This window comes from Cohnella boryungensis (assembly GCF_042651945.1).
Classification (GTDB): domain Bacteria; phylum Bacillota; class Bacilli; order Paenibacillales; family Paenibacillaceae; genus Cohnella; species Cohnella boryungensis.
Genome location: NZ_JBHSED010000001.1, coordinates 68,536 through 84,908 on the forward strand (window position 1 = coordinate 68,536; position 16,373 = coordinate 84,908).

The following is a 16,373-nucleotide window of genomic DNA, read 5'->3' on the forward strand; positions in this document are numbered from 1 at the left end:
AGGTCTAAACGTTTAGATTGAACGGGGTGTAGGCTTGTCTGAAGTCGGAATCAAGGATATCGCCGCGAAAGCGAACGTATCTACCGCGACGGTGTCGTATGTGCTGAACGGAACGCGCAACGTCAAGCTGAAAACCCGGGAACGGGTGCTTCGCGTCATTAAGGAAATGAACTATAAGCCCAATAATGCAGCGCAGAGTCTCAAGCGCAAGCGCACGAACACGATTGGCGTAATTGCGGAAGACGTCACCGTGTTCAACGTGCCGGAGATTATCGACGGCATCAACGATTGCGCGGACCGGATGGACCTGCATATTCTGCTGACGAACCTTCGGCTGGACAAGCGGATCGGAAGGCAATTCGAGCATGTGGACAGCTATCGCCAATATGCCGACAATGCCGTATCCGAGCTGCTGAGCAAGCAGGTCGAGGGAATCGTCTATATTGGCGTTCATCCCCGCGACCTCACCGGTTTCATCGACACCTGCGGCAAACCGATCGTCTATACCTACTGCTATACCCAGAACGAGATATCGATTCAGTACGATGACGAGCAAGCCTCCTATGAAGCGATGGCTTATTTGGTGAGTCAAGGTCATCGTCGAATCGGCATCATCAGCGGCGCGATGGATTCCATTCCGTCCCGTCGAAGGCTTAACGGTTACTATAGAGTCGTGACCGAGCACGAATTGCCCTTTGATCCGCAGTTGATCAAGCTGGGCAACTGGGAGGCCGAATCCGGCTTTCGCCTTACCTTGGAGCTGCTGGATCTGGAGGAGAGGCCGACGGCTATCCTGGCCATGAACGATGTGATGGCGGTCGGGGTGATGCGAGCCGCCGCGGATCGCGGCTTGCGGATTCCGGACGACCTGTCGGTCATGGGCTTCGACAACCGGGAATTCAGCGATTATTTGATCCCCCGCATTACGACCATGGATTTGCCCCTACATGAAATCGGTTATCAGGCTATGGAGGCGCTGGCTCTTCTGATCAAGGGAGAGCAGGTCGAGACGAAGCCGATGCCGAGCTGCAGATTAATTGAAAGAGACTCCGTTGCAATTGCATCCGCGTTCACACGCTGACTCCATATATTTTGGTTTTGTTTTCTTTGCTTAAAATGTTAAACGGTTAAACGAATGAAGGACACAGCACCCTCGACTGTTTTGCGGCAGTTTTATTTTCTGTGCCCGCAAAGCAGCGGAGAAGTCATGCATGTCCTGTAACCTGAGGATTTCCAGGCTTGCGAGGATCGTTGCGCAAGTGCCAGAGTTCGCATCGGTTTTATTCCCCAAAATCTAAACGTTTAGATTTTACCGGGAATTTTCTGATTCCGCGCTCTGCGTAAGCCTGCTTCCGCATCGCTTCGCCGCTTGATCGTTGTTAGTCCATGAAGGGGGGTGAGCGCCCAGAAAGCGCAGTCGCGTAGAGAGAGGGGCACGGACATCCAGAAGGAGAAGACCCGCCTGTAAAAAAGAGAATTCAAGGAGGAGTAGTTTATGTTAACGCAAGCGGCGTTTCGTTCCAAGCGTATTCTAATCATGGCAGCGTCATTTTTTGCAACCGCTTTATTTCTGTTCGTGCTGCCGAAGCTTGCTGCCGCGTACACGATCTCCAACAGCAATTTCAACGTTCAGACGGGAACGCACGGCGAGATTACGTCGCTGCAGCTCGTAGGAGACGCCTTCCCGACGAACTATGTCATGAACGGCTCGAACGCTCCCAACCAGAATACGGCCGATCATCAATGGCTTGGCGAGCTGATGTTCAAGTACCGGCTTGGCACCGGGGCGTGGACGACCGGCTGGACGAGCAAGTCCGCGGACGCCAGAACCCAGAGCCAGAGCGGCAATACGGTTACAGTCACGTACCAGAATTCCTCCAACGCGGAAGGGATTCGCAACTTCAAGGTCGTGCAAACCTACTCGCTGGTGAACGATTACCTGCTGTGGTCGATTAATGTGACGAACACGAGCACGCAAACGCTGGAAATCGGCGACTTCGGCTTGCCGCTTCCTTTTAACGAGTTTTGGACCGGCGGCGGCAACGAGCAAATCTATGAAACGAGGGTGCTCAACCACTCTTTCGTAGGCAATAACAGCTCGTATATTACGGTCGGCAGACCGAGTGGAATCGGCTCCTCTTTGCTGATGGTGCCGGATGCGACGACGGGAGCGGGCTTCGAGTATCAGGACCGCTGGCGGATCGAAGAGCATCCGGGCAGCAAGTGGGCGATGGATCAAGGAGGCTGGATCGAGGGCCTTAATGTTTATTACATCCACTCCAACGTCATCAAGAGCACAAATCGCGGCTATCTGCCGAACACGAGCCTGACGCTGGCTCCTAACGCCAGCAAGACGTATGCCTTCAAGTTCTTCAAGGTCGCGAACGAAAACGCGGTGAAGGACAAGCTGTACAGCGAGGGCCTTGTCGACGTAACGGCGGTTCCCGGCATGATCTTCGCCACGAACATGAAGGCGAAGGTCGACCTGCGGACATCGAAGACGATCACTTCGGTCACCGCGCAGTACCCGGCCGACACCACGATTACTTTCCTCAATACGGTGGCAGGCGGCCACAACATTTACGAGCTGACGCTGAACCGGCTTGGACCGAACAATATTACGGTCAATTACGGCAGCGGCGAGAAAACCGTCCTGCAATTTTACGCGATCGAGCCGATTGACGCGGCCCTCCAGCGGCATTCGACCTTCATGGTCAACAGCACGCAATGGAACGCGCCCGGACAGATCAAGGACAAGGTATTCGACGACTGGATGATGGACACGAAGTCGAAGAGAAACGTCTTTAACGGCTACTGGGGCTGGGGAGACGACTGGGGCTATACGCACGGCCAGTTCCTGGCGGAGAAAAACGTCCAGACGCCGGTCGCGTCCGAGATTACGGCAGTCGACCAGTATCTGGAGACGGCGATCTGGAACACGCTCATGGCCACCAACCATACGAACTATCTCATTTACGACTTCCTGATGCCTGCACCGAACACGACGCCTACCTACAGGGGTTATGCGTATCCGCACATTTACAACACGTATTTCAGCATGTACAAAATCGCGAAGCTGTACCCGGACATCATTACGTACACGAATCCGAGAAACACCTATTTGCTCCGTGCCTATAACATTTTCAAAGCGTTATACGACGGACCGGTCGCTTACAACTGGAATACCGGCTTGATGGGCGAGCTGACGACGCCGGAGATTATCAAAGCCTTGCAGGACGAAGGCTATACGACTCAGGCGAACGACATGATCGCCAAGATGGCGACGAAGTACAACAACTTCAAGAATACGACTTATCCGTACGGCTCGGAATACAACTATGACAACACAGGGGAAGAAGCCGTCTACACCCTGGCGAAGATGAACAACAACACGACGATGAAGAGCAAGATCAACGCGAAGACTCGCGCGGCTCGCGGCCATATGCCGATCTGGTACTACTACGCCGATCCGGTAACGATTACGGGCGAGAACTGGTGGAACTTCCAGTACACCGTCTCCTTGGCAGGATACGCCATGGACGATTGGGTACGCAACCATTCGACAACTCCGGAAGTCGAGCAGCGGATGTCCTACGCGGCCAAGATCGCCAACGTAGGCTCGATCAACTCCGGTCAGATCAGCTCCGATCCCGCCAATATCGGCGCGGTCGCCTGGACGTATCAGGCGGAGAAGGGCAACTACGGAGCGTTGGGCGTAGGGGGCGGAGCGCTGCAGAATGGCTGGAGAGGCATGTCGGGCGAGGCCGACCTAGGCTTGTTCGGCGCTATCAAGATCCTCAGCTCCGACGTAGCCGTCGACCCGATCTTCGGATTGTACTGCTACGGATGTGATGTAACCTCGAGCGGAGGCAATTACACGGTAATTCCGAAGGATGGCGTATTCCAACGGCTGAACCTGATTACCGAGAAATTCGGAATGGTGCTGGATCGCGACAAGTATACGTCCGCTACCGTCGCCATCGCCAAGAACTACGTCAACTTTGCGTTGAAAAACTCTACTCCGGGCACCGCTCATACGACGAAGGTCACCTTCACGGGGCTCGCGGCGGGTTCTTACAACATTCTGCTCAACAATGCGGCAGCGGGTGTCGTGAACGTCACCGGCGGCAACGCCGCTACGATTACGCTTAACGTGGGTACGGCGGCATCCTACGATGTCAAGCTGCAGCAAGGAACGCCGGCTACCAATACCGCTCCTGTCGTAAACGCGGGAACGAATGCGACCTTTACGCTGCCGGCCAGCGTAGCGCTGTCGGGCACGGCAAGCGACGACGGCCTGCCGAGCGGTACGTTGACCACGACATGGAGCTTGCAAAGCGGTCCGGGAACGGCCGTGTTCGCCAACGCGAACTCGCTCAACACCTCGGCAACCGTATCGGCGGCGGGCACTTACGTGTTTGCGCTGACGGCAAGCGACGGAAGTCTGTCTACGACGTCTACGGTGACGCATACGGTGAATCCCGCGTTGCCGGTGCCGGAAGTGATCGCGAACTACCTGTTTAACGAGACAAGCGGCACGACCGCGAACGATTCGTCCGGGAACGGGAAGCATGCCTCGCTGAGCGGCGGAACCACTTGGGCGGCCGGTCACGCGGGCAATGCGCTGAACCTTAACGGCAGCAATGCCTATGCAAGTCTGCCGAGCGGCATCGTGAGCAATCTGAACAACTTCACGATTGCGACATGGGTCAAAGTCAATTCGCTGAGCGATTGGTCGCGAATCTTCGACTTTGGTACCGGAACGAGCAACTATATGTTCCTCGCGCCGCGTGCCGGAGGGTCGGGATTAAGGTTCGCCATCACGACAGGCGGCAACGGCTCGGAGCAGCAATTGAACGCGCCGGCGCTGCCGACGGGCGTCTGGAAGCACGTCGCCGTAACGCTTTCCGGCACGACCGCGACAATGTATGTGGATGGCGTTCAGGTAGCGACTAACGCGAGCATGACGCTCAAGCCGTCCAGTCTGGGCACGACCAACCTGAACTATATCGGGCGGTCGCAATTCAGCGATCCTTATCTGAACGGAGCGATAGACGACTTCGTCATCTACAGCCGGGCCTTGAGCGCTGCGGAGATCAGCAGCATGTTCAACGGCAGCCCAAGCTCCTCGAACATTGCGCCTCTGGGTACGGCATCGACCTCGTTTGTCTCCAGCTGGGAAAGCCTGGCGGGGCTGAACGACGGCTATACGCCGACGAGCTCGAATGATCGGGGCCATCCGGTATACGGCAATTGGGACAATCCGAACACCACCCAATGGGTGCAATATGATTTCGCCCAGAACTACACGATATCTGCGGTTGACGTCTACTGGTTCGACGACGACGCAGGCATCGATCTTCCGGCATCCTACACGATTCAGTACTGGAACGGCACGGCCTGGGTGAACGTGGCTAGTCCCGTCGGGCTCGGACTGCTGGCCAACCAGTACAACACGACAACGTTCACGCCGGTGTCGACGAACAAAATTCGTCTGAACGTTACGGCCAAAGCGACAACCTCGACCGGGATCGAGTCCTGGAAGGTGACGGGAGTCTGAACGAAGGCCTAAGCTCTCAAGGTTAAGTCGACGTAAACGCGAGGAAGCCGCCCTGACCGGTTGCGCAGGGCGGCTTCCTTTATTTTGTCGCAGAGTGCATTGTCGTTTGCAAGGGATGAGATTACAATAAACAAGAAGGCTATGACCCTATTTCACGATAATGCGAGGGATAAATGAAGATGGAGCACGGCAATCAAGCATGGATTAGACTGTGGCAGGACAATGCGCCCGGAGCGTTGGGCAACGAAGACGAGGACATTCCCGCGCTCAAGGCATTCCCGGTCGAGACGCAGGGAAGAGGCGCTGTCATCGTATGTCCGGGCGGAGGTTACAGCATGCGGGCCGATCATGAAGGCGAGCCTATCGCGCTCTGGCTGAACAGCATCGGCATTCCGGCATTCGTCTTGCGCTACCGGGTAGCGCCTTACAGATATCCGTGCGCGTTGAGCGATGTACAGAGAGCGGTCCGTTACGTACGTCACCACGCGGAGCAATGGGCGATTAACGGAAGCAAGATCGGCGTTCTGGGCTTCTCCGCGGGGGGCCATCTGACGGCGTCGAGCGGCACGCTTTACGATCTCGGCAACCCCGAAGCCGAGGATCCGATCGAGCGCCAGTCGTGCCGTCCGGATGCCATTATTCCGTGTTATCCGGTCATTACGATGAACTCCGCTTATACGCACGAAGGCTCCCGCTTGAGTCTGCTCGGGAACAATCCCGAGCCGGAGCTGCTGGAAGCGCTGAGCCTGGATAATCGGGTAACCCCCGACACCCCTCCGACCTTCCTGTGGCACACGGCCGACGATGGCGCGGTGCCGGTAGAAAATTCTTTGCGATTCGCCGCTGCGCTGAGCCGCAATAAAGTGCCTTTCGACCTGCATGTGTTCGAGCACGGCAGGCACGGGATGGGCTTGGCGACGGAGGACCCGCATGTCGCGTCCTGGGCCCCCGTTCTGGGCTTGTGGCTGGAACGTCAGCAATTCTAGGTAAGGAGCTGCTCCATGTTATTCGTCTGGATCGCGTTATGGATTGTCGCGCTAATCTTGCTGCTCGCCGACCCCCGTTCTCCTGTCAATCGCAGGCTCGGCGCGGTTTGTTTGAGCGGCGGAGCGGGCGCGCTCGCCTCTACGCTTGCGGACGTCTTTATCCCCTATCTTCACGCGAACCGCCCGCATGAACGTCTGGAGGAGCTCCTCTACGCCGTTCAAGCGGGCTCTTCCTTATTTTGCTATTATGGGCTGCCCTACTTCTACTTGCTGTTCGCGATGGCCTACAATCCGTCTGAACGCTTGCGAAGATGGCGGCGAAGGATCGAGCTCGCCTTGCTGCTGCCGATTCTTCTATGCCTCCTTTTTACTCCTCCGTACAACGAGTATCATCCGATTACCTATTCCATCGTAGTCTGGTGGGCCATCCCGTATTTTCTGGCGGCAACCTTCATCTTCGTGACTAAGAAGTTCCGTCATTATTCGCTTTCCCATACCCACTGGGTCATTTGTCTGGCCGTGCTGCCGCCGGTGCTGTTCACGATGACGGTGAGCTACGTTCTGCCCAGCTTCGGCATATTCAAGATGTGGAAATATAACACTTGGCTCGTCGGAATCGCCGTCTTCGTGTTTCTGATCGGACTTTTTTCTTACGGCTTCATGGGGCTGAGGGTGCTGATCGATCGGCGAAGACTGGATTCCACGCTGCGCGCCGTCACTTCGGGCACGGCGATTCTTCATCATGCGATCAAGAACGACGTGGGGAAAATGAGGCTGTTTACGGAGAAAATGAAGGCTTACGCGGACTCTACCGGCCAAGCGGAGCTGGCGGAGGATATACAGGTCGTGCAGCAGGCTTCCCGGCATATTCAGGAGATGATTGCCCGCGTGCACCGCCGTACGGAGGACCTGGAGATTCAACCGTCGGAGGTCCGGCTGGACGAGCTGCTTCAAGGGACATTGAAGCCCTATGAGCCGTTGCTGGGCTCCATCAAATTGCATCTAAACGTGGCCGAAGGCTGGAGGTGCACGATCGATTCGGCGCAGGTGGGAGAAGCGATAAACAACCTTGTCTCGAATGCGATCGAAGCGATGAATGGGGCGGGGCAACTGTTCGTGTCGCTGCGAGAAGGGAAGAAGGAGCTTACCGTCGAAGTAAGGGATACGGGAGACGGGATGGACAAGGCGCAGGCAGCGAAGGCGCTTGAGCCGTTCTATACGACCAAAAGCGGGAAAGAGGCGAATTTCGGTCTGGGCTTGCCTTACGCCTATCACGTCATGCGCAAGCACGGAGGATATTTGCAAATTCGCAGCAAGCAAGGGATCGGCACGCGGGTGTACCTGATATTTCCCAAATCGAACGTTAACGCCGTTCACGTCGCCGCACCCCCTAAAAAAAGACCCGCCGAAGGGAGCGAGGCCCATGGAACGCGTAGCGGTATGGATAATTGAGGACGACAAGGATTGGCTGCGCGGGCTCGCCGCGTACCTGAACGGGCAGGATGGCCTAACGGTGACTTATACGTCGGACGATCCGGCAGTCGTTCGGCAAACGCTGGCCGCTGGTGCAGACGCGCCGGATGTCGTGCTGATGGACATTATGCTGCACGGCGCTCCGGAGGGGATCGCCTTGGCCGAGGAAACGGCCGCGGCGACCGGAGCCCGGATCATTATGCTGACCTCGATGGAGGAGAAGGAGCTGATTCTGCGTTCCTTCCAGGCAGGAGCTATCGACTACCAGATCAAGTCCGCTTTCGAGTCGCTGCCCGATGCGATCAGGGCGGCGGCTAAGCGCGAGTCGCCGATCAGTGCGGCGGCGGCCGAACGGATGCGGGAGGAGTTCCGCCGCTTGAAGCGGCTGGAGCGGGAGTTCGAGGTCAAGAAAATGCAGGATCTCATAACGCCCTCCGAGCTCGAGCTGCTAAAGCTGATTGATCAGGGGCATACCCAGACCGAGATCGCCAGCCGTCTTGTCGTCTCGATCCGCACGGTCAAAAACCATGTCAATCACATACTGAAGAAGCTCGGCGCCAAAGGCTCCAAGGAAGCGGCGCAAGAGGCGAAGGAAAAAGGCTTGTTCTAGCCGAGACATGAACGGGCCGGACCGAGCTGAGCGGGGCAGCATCACTAGCAGATGAAAGCGGGACTGTCCGATATGGATCGGACAGGGCCCTTAATAAGATTGAAGTTGAGAAGGTACCATATAAAGTTGGTACTTTTTTTCGTATGCGGATTTTCTACAATAAGGATAAGCAAGGCAAACCCTACCACGGAAAGCGAGGACGAAGATGACATTCGAACCTTTCACGGCAGCCCACGGGCTAGGGGGCGCAATGGCGGCGGCGTTGATTATCCCGGTCGTCGCGTTCCGCAAGAGACTAAGATCGCCGCAAGCGAACCGGAATTTCAGATACGGAATGGCCGCTCTGCTCGTCGGTTGCGAGGTGTCGATGCAAGCGTGGTACGCGGCAACCGGCAACTGGGGCGTTTACTCTCTGCCCTTCCAGCTGTGCAGTCTCATGATCTGGCTCTCTGCGGCTTCGCTGCTCACCCGCAAGCGCGCCCTGTTCGAAATTGTATTTTTCCTCGGCATTCTCGGAGCGCTGCAGGCGCTGCTGACTCCGAATCTGGACGCCGGATACCCGGAATACCGCTACTTTGAGTTTTTCATCGCCCATGGCGCGATTATTGGAACAGGCGCTTTTCTGACGGCGGCGGAGGGCTATCGCCCGACTGCGCTGTCCGCGCTTCGAGCGTTCGGCTGGCTGCACGTTCTGGCTCTACCCGCGGCGATTACGAACATCTGGACAGGCAGCAACTTTATGTTTCTGGCACGCAAGCCAAGTACGGCCTCGCTGCTCGATCTGCTGGCCCCGTGGCCTTGGTATTTGCTTCAGCTGGAACTGGTCGCGCTCGCGCTTTGCTTCGGTCTGTTGGGCATTGTCAAGCTGGCGGCGGGCCGGTCGGTTGAATCGGACAACAGCATCCTATCTCGGGAGGAAATGAAATGGAAACGATAATTCGCAAGTATTGGACTTCGCTGTTAGGAGTCGTGTTCATTCTGGCGGCATTCGTTACGTTGTTCAAGTATACGATCGATCAGGGCTGGATTACGGACGGCATGAGAATCGCCTTCGGCCTACTCAGCGGAGCGGGGCTCTGCATCGCCGGCCAGGGACTGGCGGCGCGTCTCGCCAGCCGGACGATCGGCGTTCAACTGCTGATCGGTACGGGAGCCTGCATTCTATACGCTACGTTTTCTTTCGCCGGAGTGTACTACCGCTTATGGAGTCCAATGACCGTGCTGATCGGAATGACAGCCATTACAGCGGGGGCTTCGGCATACGCTTATCGCTTCGGTTCGCGGCTCTTGATGAACATTGCGCTTGTGGGAGGACTGATCTCCCCGCTGCTGATGCAACCGGCGACCGACCAAGTGTTTACTCTGTTCCTTTATTTGCTGGTGCTTAATTCGGCGTTTTTCTTCCTGAGCATCGCCAAGGGCTGGAGCGAGCTGCGCATCGGTTCATTTATCGGGACATGGATTGTGTACGCTGCCTATTTCGTCCACTTCAATCCGTCGACGGAAGGCATCTGGAGCATGCCGCTTCGCTACGCGCTGGCCGCGTTCGTATTTTATCTGATCGGCTTCCTGCTGTCCTCGTGGAAAAGCAACCGCTGCTTCGACGGCTGGAACCTGTACCTGAATCTGACGAACGGCGTCCTGTTCGGTAGCTGGTCCATCTACATTCTACATGGCGAGCTGCATTATGCGAACGTACTGGCGCTTCTCGGCGTGTGTTATCTCGTCTCCGGCGCGATTGTGTTCAGGCTTACGAAGCAGCTTCACACCGCTTCGGCGGCGCCTATGATTGGAGGAGCGCTGATGCTCCTGCTGGCTTCCTCGCATCTGGGCAACGGCCTGAGCGCAAAGCCGCTCATTAACGTGTTCGTATGGGGAGGATTTGCGGCGGCGCTTGCGGCCGTAGGTCATCTGAGAAGGTCGGCCGTGTCAAGCCTGGCTTCCGTATCCATATGGGCAATCGTCGGCTTTTACTGGTTCCTCGTCACCTGGGATGCGCCCAGAGGAGATTGGTTCGGCACGTTCATTCCGTTCCTTAACTGGGGAGCGCTATCGTGGGTGCTGCTGGCCGCGATCGGCTTTCATTTCTCCGCGAGAGGCATCGCCGTCGAAGGGATGACCAAGTCGGCCGCCGCATTCCTGTCCAATCTGTTCGCGGTGTTGTCGCATCTGATCGTCGGCGGCTTGCTGACCGTTCAGATCGACAACATTTACGAGGTATACGCCCCGGATGCCGCGGATCAATTGCTGCAGCTCTCCCTGAGCGTATCGTGGGGCATCTACGCGCTCCTTCTGACCTTGTGGGGGACGCGTGTCAAGCAGCCGCTGTTCCGGATCGTCGGCGCGGTCGTGCTTCTGCTAGTCGCGGGCAAGGCCTTGTTTATGGATCTGGAAGGGGAAGCGATGCTCTACAAATTTGTCGTCCTGCTGGCGCTCGGAGGTATTTCTTTCCTGATCACTTGGGTAAATAATAGAGGTCAGAATACGGGGAAGGGAGAGCGGGACGAGGCGGAAGCCGAAGTGTGATCTAAGTCACATTTTTTATACCTTCAATATGATACTGTCAAAGCATCAGTATGATCTTCCCAGATTCAAGCTGCAGGAGGGAAATTTCATGGAAACAGAAGCATTATTGAAGGTAGAACAGCTAGCGATGAAGAAATACAAGATATACAAGCAAAGTCTGATTCGCTACATCTCCCGATCGATGCTGGCCAGCATGTTCATCGGCTTCGGAGTCATCGTGGCGTTCAAGACGGGCAGCTACTTCTACAACGTGCACTCTCCGATGACGTATCCGATGGCGGCGCTGACCTTCGGGGCGGCGATTATCCTCATTTCGTACGGCGGGGGAGACCTGTTCACCGGGAACACCTTCTATTACAGCTACGCCGCCCTGCGCAAGAAAATGAGCTGGTTGACGACGGTGAAGCTATGGCTCGTCAGCTATTCGGGCAACATTCTGGGCGCGGCGGCGTTTGCTTTCCTGATCTATACGACAGGGCTGTTCGATGAATCGACCGTGAACGGGTTTCTGCTCAGCGTCGTCGAGAAGAAGATGCACACGCCGGCTACCGAACTGTTTTTCCGGGCGATTCTGTGTAACTGGCTCGTCTGCCTGGCCTTCTTCGTGCCGATGTTCATGAAGAGCGACGGGGCGAAGATGTTCGCGATGATGCTGTTCGTCTTCTGCTTCTTCATCTCGGGATACGAGCACAGCATCGCCAATATGTGCACCTTCGCCATCGCGCTCGTACTGAATCATCCGGGAACGATCTCCTATGCCGGAGTCGTGCACAACCTGATTCCGGTCACGCTGGGCAACATTATCGGGGGCGGGCTCTTGCTTGGGTACATGTATTACTTTGTCAACAAACCTTATTTCGAAGATTAAGAAACTCGGAGGTGCGTGATCCTATGGCTAAAAAATCGAGAGTCGTGATTATCGGAGCAGGAGCGGTCGGTTCGACGACGGCGTTCACGCTGCTGCTGAGAAATCGCATGGACGAGCTGGTGCTTATCGACGCCAACCACAAGAAAGCCGTCGGAGACGCGCTGGATATGAATCACGGCATGCCGTTCCTGGGCGGAGCCAAGCTGTGGGCGGGTACATACGAGGATTGCGCCGAGGCGGATATTATCGTCATTACGGCAGGGGCCGCGCAGCGAGAAGGGGAAACCCGGGTCGATCTGCTCAAGCGCAACGCCGCAATCTTCGACAGCATTATCACGGAAGTGACCAAGGTCAACTCGCACGGCATTTTGCTTATCGCCTCGAATCCGGTTGACATCATGAGCTATCTGTCGCTGAAGAAGTCGAACTGGCCGGTCAACCGGGTGATCGGATCGGGGACGCTGCTGGACAGCGCGCGTTTCCGCTATCTGATCGGCGAGAAGCTTGATCTCGATCCCCGCAGCGTGCACGGCCATATCGTAGGGGAGCACGGCGATTCGGAGCTGCCGCTGTGGAGTCTTGCCAACGTAGCGGGCGCCAAGCTGAGCCTGGACGAGGCCGACAAGCTTGAGATATTCGAGAATACGCGGGATGCCGCGTATCAAATTATTAGCGCCAAGGGAGCGACCTATTATGCTATCGCGCTGGCGCTGGACCGCATCATCACGGCAATTCTCCGGGATGAGGGAGCCGTGCTTAACGTCTCGACTCTGCTGCAGGATTATCACGGGATCTCCAACGTGTTCCTGGGCGTGCCTTGCATCGTGGACCGCACGGGCGTAAGAGAAGTGATGGACATTCAGATTACCGAGGAAGAGAAAGCGCTTCTGCACCGTTCCGCGGACAAGCTGAAAGGGCTGATCGAGTCGATCGGACTGGACGGCTAGTCCCGCCCCTTCTACCCTGAAATTCTATTCCGTTGTACAATGGGGAAGATACGTCAGGATGACCAAAGATTGTTGATTAGGGGAGATACGGGACTATGCGTTTGCAACGGGGTCAGAAGCTGCTATTCATCGGAGATTCCATTACGGATTGCGACCGGGTAAAGCCGGTCGGAGAAGGGCTGTTCGGAGCGCTGGGCAGAGGCTATGTCGGAATGGTGGACGCGCTGCTGCAAGCCGTCTATCCCGAGCTGGGCATCCGGGTGGTGAACACGGGAATCAGCGGAAATACGGTCGTCGATCTGGAGGCCAGATGGCAAGAGGACGTATTGGACCGCAAGCCGGATTGGCTGTCGATCATGATCGGCACGAACGATGTCTGGCGGCAGTACGATACGCCTTTCATTCAAGAATGGCATGTGTACCCGGAGCAATACGAAGCGACGCTGCGTAAGCTGGTCGAGCTGACGAAGCCTCAGGTAAGCCAATTGGTGCTCATGACGCCCTTCTTTCTGGAGAGCAGCGAGCAGGATGCCATGCGCCGGACGATGGATCAATACGGCTCGATCGTACGCAAGATCGCAGAGGAATCCGGAGCCTTGTTCGTGGATACGCAGGCGGCGTTTAACGTCGTGCTGAAGGAGCTGTATTCCGCGACGCTGGCCTGGGATCGCGTCCATCCGACGCAAGCCGGTCACGCCGTACTGGCGAGAGCGTTCCTGAACGCCGTCGGCTTCCAGTGGAATAGAGAATAAGAGAAGAAACCGCCAACGCGCCGCAGATTTCATGCGGGGGTTGGCGGTTTTAATCGTACATGCGGAACCGTTCGAGGTGATGGAGCAGATTTTCCCGAATCAGAATTTCCTTCTGCTTCGGTCCCATCAGGTCGAAATGGGGAAAAGGCGACCGGTCATGGATGTAGGCGGGGTTGAGCCCGCTCTCGACGCACCATTGTCTGAGCCGGTCGTAATCGGCGTTGCCGACCTTCGTCACCGTGCGGAACTGGGGAAATCGCGGGTCGTACCAGTAGTGGGTCAGGAAAGCGGTTCGCCCCTGGGAGACGGATGCTTTCCAGGCGTTTAATTCCGCTCTGTCGATACCGAAAGCCACTTCACTTCATCCTCTGCTCTATGTTAATCTAGTTTTATTTCGTTTCATACAGTATAACACGCCGCTTCAAGCCTAGCAGGTTGTCGGACGGAGAGGACGAACATCATGGATATCTTTATGCACATTTTATGGAACAACGTGCTGCCCCTGTCGGTGATTATCGGCTTGGGCATGCTGTTGCACCGTATCTTCTCGCTCGACATCAAAACGCTGTCCAAGCTGAATTTCTATTTGTTTTCCCCGGCGATCATGTTCGAGCTGTTGTACGGGACCGCAATCTCGGCCAAGCTGTTCGGTCAAGTGCTTCTGTTCTTCGTGCTGTTCATGCTGCTGCAATACGCCCTGCTGGAGGCGGTTGTCAGAGCTCGCCGATACGAGGGAGGCATGAGAGCGGCCATGAGAAACAGCGTGCTGTTCTACAACAGCGCGAACTACGGCATTCCGATCAATCAGCTGGCCTTCTCCGGCAATCCCTATACCCTATCGGTGCAAATCATCATCATGATGATGCAATCGCTGATTCCGAACACTTACGGCATCTACAGCGTGAATGCCCACAAGGCCGATTGGAGGAAGATTCGCAGGGTCATTGCATCCATGCCCGTCATCTATGTCATTCCGCTCGCGCTGCTGATGCGCGGCCTGCATGTTCCGTTGCCCGAATTCGCGGCGATCTCGGTAGGCTACCTGTCGGACGCCTTCATCGGAATGGCGCTGTTCACGCTGGGGGTTCAGCTTGGCGATATGAAAGGCTTCCTGACCCGCAAGCTTGCGCTTGATGTCGGAATCGCAACGGCGCTCCGTCTGATCGCCGGACCGCTGCTGGCATGGGGAGTCGTGCTAATGCTCGGCCTCGACAGCTTGATGGCAGCGGCGCTGATCGTGTCCTCGGCCGTGCCGACCTCCTTGTCGAGCGTTCTGCTGGCGGTCGAATTCGACAATGAAAAGGACTTTGCTTCGCAAAGCGTGCTTGTCTCGACCGCCCTCAGCATCGTGACGGTTACCGTCGTCATTTACTTGCTCAGGGGATAGCTTGCCTGCATCTGGAGTAGACGCACAGTTAAATGACACGAGTTTTTCATGCCTGGGAGTGAAGTTCATATTCCGTTCGCGTGCTACAATGGAACGAGAGCGAACTTCGAAGAAGAGAGGCGAAGCCTTGTGGATAAAGTCAGGATCGGCATTGTCGGGTTGGGCAATATGGGCACGGGACACGCGCAATATTTGATTGAAGGTCAAGTGGAAGGCGCGATCCTGACGGCTGTCAGCGATATCGGCGAGGAGCGCCTGGCGCTCGCCAGGCAGCGGTGGGGCGACGGGGTGCGCGTTTATGCAAGCGCTTTAGAAATGTACCGTTCCGGCGAGATTGACGGGGTGCTGCTCTGCACGCCGCATTACGACCATCCCCGGCAAGCGATCGAAGCGTTCGAATGCGGGCTTCATGTGCTGGTCGAGAAACCGGCCGGCGTCTATACGATGCAGGTTCGAGAGATGAACGAAGCGGCGGCCAGAAGCGGGAAGGTGTACGGCATTATGTACAACCAGCGCGCGAATCCGCTGTACGCCAAGCTGAAGGAGCTTGTTTCCTCGGGAGAATTGGGAGAAATCCGCCGGACGAACTGGATCATCACCGATTGGTACAGACCGCAGGCGTATTACAATTCCGGAGGCTGGCGGGCGACTTGGGCGGGAGAGGGCGGCGGCGTGCTCATCAATCAGGACCCGCACCAGCTTGATCTGTGGCAATGGACGACAGGACTTATGCCGGTGCGCATGCGGGCCTTCTGCTCCTTCGGGAAGCATCGAGATATCGAGGTGGAGAACGATGTGACGACTTACGTCGAATACGAGAACGGCGCAACCGGAGTGTTCGTAACCTCCACGTATGAATGTCCGGGCACGAACCGTTACGAAATCTCCGCCGATCGGGGCAAAATCGTCATCGAGGACGACAAGATGACATTCTGGCGTCTTCGGCAGGCGGAATCGGAGTTCAACCGGACCAATACGCAGGCCTTCGCCCAGCCGGAATGCTGGAAATTCGAGATTCCGATCAGTGCGGGAGGAACAAGGCACAAGGACATTACGCAGAATTGGACCAATGCGATCCGCCTTGGAACGCCGCTCCTGGCACCGGGGGAAGAGGGCATCCGCGGACTGATGCTATCGAATGCGATGCTCCTGTCGACCTGGATGGACGATTGGGTGAAGCTGCCGATCGACGAGCCGTTATTTTACGAGAAGCTGCAGGAGCGAATTGCCGCCTCAAGCCTGTCTGCGAAAGGAGCGGTCTAAC

At 56.5% G+C, this 16,373-nt stretch carries 13 protein-coding genes; 12 read left to right on the forward strand and 1 reads right to left on the reverse strand.

Annotated elements, in window-relative coordinates:
- The first annotated feature begins 34 nt into the window (after positions 1–34).
- The 10 genes from ACFO1S_RS00265 to ACFO1S_RS00310 all read left to right on the forward strand — a co-directional run bounded on the left by ACFO1S_RS00265 (position 35) and on the right by ACFO1S_RS00310 (position 13,722).
- Positions 35–1,081 (forward strand): LacI family DNA-binding transcriptional regulator, encoded by a 1,047-nt coding sequence (locus ACFO1S_RS00265; protein WP_204604661.1) that lies wholly within the window; start codon positions 35–37, stop codon positions 1,079–1,081.
- 414 nt (positions 1,082–1,495) lie between these two features.
- Entirely contained in the window at positions 1,496–5,560 is a 4,065-nt protein-coding gene (locus tag ACFO1S_RS00270) for a DUF5695 domain-containing protein (RefSeq protein ID WP_204604660.1), read from the forward strand.
- Between the two features lie 179 nt (positions 5,561–5,739).
- On the forward strand, positions 5,740–6,546 hold the full coding sequence (locus tag ACFO1S_RS00275; protein WP_204604715.1) for an alpha/beta hydrolase: 807 nt from the start codon (positions 5,740–5,742) through the stop codon (positions 6,544–6,546).
- A 15-nt stretch (positions 6,547–6,561) separates the two neighbouring features.
- Positions 6,562–7,998, forward strand: a complete 1,437-nt coding sequence (locus ACFO1S_RS00280; RefSeq protein WP_204604659.1) for a sensor histidine kinase — start codon at positions 6,562–6,564, stop codon at positions 7,996–7,998.
- Positions 7,970–8,629, forward strand: a complete 660-nt coding sequence (locus ACFO1S_RS00285) for a response regulator (RefSeq protein ID WP_204604658.1) — start codon at positions 7,970–7,972, stop codon at positions 8,627–8,629. The genes ACFO1S_RS00280 and ACFO1S_RS00285 overlap by 29 nt, the downstream gene beginning before the upstream one ends.
- 205 nt (positions 8,630–8,834) lie before the next feature.
- The gene (locus ACFO1S_RS00290) at positions 8,835–9,566 is read left to right on the forward strand and encodes a YwaF family protein (RefSeq protein ID WP_204604657.1); all 732 of its coding nucleotides are present in this window, start codon (positions 8,835–8,837) and stop codon (positions 9,564–9,566) included.
- A complete protein-coding gene (locus ACFO1S_RS00295; RefSeq protein WP_204604656.1) occupies positions 9,554–11,155 on the forward strand; it encodes a DUF2339 domain-containing protein in 1,602 nt (533 codons plus the stop codon). Before ACFO1S_RS00290 ends, ACFO1S_RS00295 begins: the two co-directional genes overlap by 13 nt.
- Positions 11,156–11,243: 88 nt before the next feature.
- Entirely contained in the window at positions 11,244–12,023 is a 780-nt protein-coding gene (locus ACFO1S_RS00300) for a formate/nitrite transporter family protein (RefSeq protein WP_204604655.1), read from the forward strand.
- 23 nt (positions 12,024–12,046) lie between these two features.
- A complete protein-coding gene (locus ACFO1S_RS00305) occupies positions 12,047–12,970 on the forward strand; it encodes an L-lactate dehydrogenase (protein WP_204604654.1) in 924 nt (307 codons plus the stop codon).
- A 95-nt stretch (positions 12,971–13,065) separates the two neighbouring features.
- Positions 13,066–13,722 carry an SGNH/GDSL hydrolase family protein gene (locus tag ACFO1S_RS00310; RefSeq protein WP_204604653.1) on the forward strand — a complete coding sequence of 219 codons (657 nt, stop codon included), beginning with the start codon at positions 13,066–13,068 and terminating at the stop codon, positions 13,720–13,722.
- A gap of 49 nt (positions 13,723–13,771) precedes the next feature.
- On the opposite strand, the gene ACFO1S_RS00315 is transcribed toward ACFO1S_RS00310, so the two are convergent.
- Entirely contained in the window at positions 13,772–14,077 is a 306-nt protein-coding gene (locus ACFO1S_RS00315; protein WP_204604652.1) for a hypothetical protein, read from the reverse strand.
- Between the two features lie 105 nt (positions 14,078–14,182).
- On the opposite strand from ACFO1S_RS00315, the gene ACFO1S_RS00320 reads away from it, so the two are divergent.
- Positions 14,183–15,109, forward strand: a complete 927-nt coding sequence (locus ACFO1S_RS00320) for an AEC family transporter (RefSeq protein ID WP_204604651.1) — start codon at positions 14,183–14,185, stop codon at positions 15,107–15,109.
- 129 nt (positions 15,110–15,238) lie between these two features.
- Positions 15,239–16,372 carry a Gfo/Idh/MocA family protein gene (locus ACFO1S_RS00325; RefSeq protein ID WP_204604650.1) on the forward strand — a complete coding sequence of 378 codons (1,134 nt, stop codon included), beginning with the start codon at positions 15,239–15,241 and terminating at the stop codon, positions 16,370–16,372.
- Position 16,373: the final 1 nt, after the last annotated feature.